Origin of the sequence: uncultured Tateyamaria sp. (assembly GCF_947504105.1) — a bacterium.
Taxonomy (GTDB): domain Bacteria; phylum Pseudomonadota; class Alphaproteobacteria; order Rhodobacterales; family Rhodobacteraceae; genus Tateyamaria.
In genome coordinates this window covers 1-837 of sequence record NZ_CANNGP010000148.1, presented here as the reverse complement: position 1 = coordinate 837, position 837 = coordinate 1, and the positions used below count along the sequence as shown (strand labels likewise).

Annotated in this window: 2 protein-coding genes; one reads left to right on the top strand and one right to left on the bottom strand. The window is 56.6% G+C overall.

Going from position 1 to position 837, the window contains the following annotated elements; all coding sequences use genetic code 11:
• Positions 1 to 183 precede the first annotated feature (183 nt).
• Positions 184 to 369 carry a transposase domain-containing protein gene (locus Q1A75_RS23990; RefSeq protein WP_299555379.1) on the top strand — a complete coding sequence of 62 codons (186 nt, stop codon included), beginning with the start codon at positions 184 to 186 and terminating at the stop codon, positions 367 to 369.
• 186 nt (positions 370 to 555) lie between these two features.
• On the opposite strand, the gene Q1A75_RS23985 is transcribed toward Q1A75_RS23990, so the two are convergent.
• Positions 556 to 837, bottom strand: a 282-nt coding sequence (locus Q1A75_RS23985) for a hypothetical protein (RefSeq protein WP_299641537.1), incomplete at its 5' end; no start/stop codon positions are given.

Below are 837 nucleotides of genomic sequence, written 5' to 3'. Positions count from 1 at the left end.
TGTGGGGCATCGACCGTCGCTCACGTCACAGAAAACGCAGAGAATACTTTGAGCGACCGATCCATGCAACACGGTCCCCAATAACCAAAGAAGCCTCTGAACGCAGATCAAGCGCTAGGCCGTAAGTGTGGGGGTAGCGCAACGCTTACCGTCAAACCCGTGGCCATTGGCCGCAAAAACTGGATGTTCGCAGGTTCCGAGGGGGACGGCAAAGCCATGGCCATCGCCTTCACCCTGATCGAAACGACCAAGCTCAACGGCACCGATCCGCAAGCCTGGCTCACATGGGTCCTGGCCCAAATCGCAGACCACAAAATCACACGCCTCGACGAGCTCCTCCCCTGGCGTTACGCTGCCAAAGCAGCGTAACTGACACCGCGTCGCCTCAAAAGGTCGGGGTCAACGGACGGGCACGTTGCAATGCAGCGCATAATCACGGAACGGGTCGTTGGTTGTCGCTGATTTAGCCAATGGCCGTCGTCCTGCAGGTAGCTCGCTGGCTCGGAGAGACAGTGGGCCGCTCTCACCGACGCCAGTCGGTAGTGTTTCAGTATCTCATGAATCTGGTGGCTTACCGTTCTCGCCTGCAATTTTTCTGACGTCTTGTGCACTGATGTCAAATTCTGATGCCAACGCGTTGGCAGTGTTCTGTCGACCATCGGGTTCTGGTGTGTAGTGCCGCTGGTTATAGCGGACACGAATGTCTCGGCGCTGCTCTAGTGTCAGTTCACTGACACGCGAGACTCGCCTGCTTGCCCGTGCAGGTGTTGTGTCATTGGTATTATTGAGAACGTTGAAAATGGTTGCGGCGCTCACGTTGAACCGTTTTGCGAGGGC

Coding starts and splice junctions, on each gene's coding strand:
- Q1A75_RS23990 (WP_299555379.1), top strand. CDS start 184: ATGTTCGCAGGTTCCGAGGGGGACGGCAAAGCCATGGCCATCGCCTTC.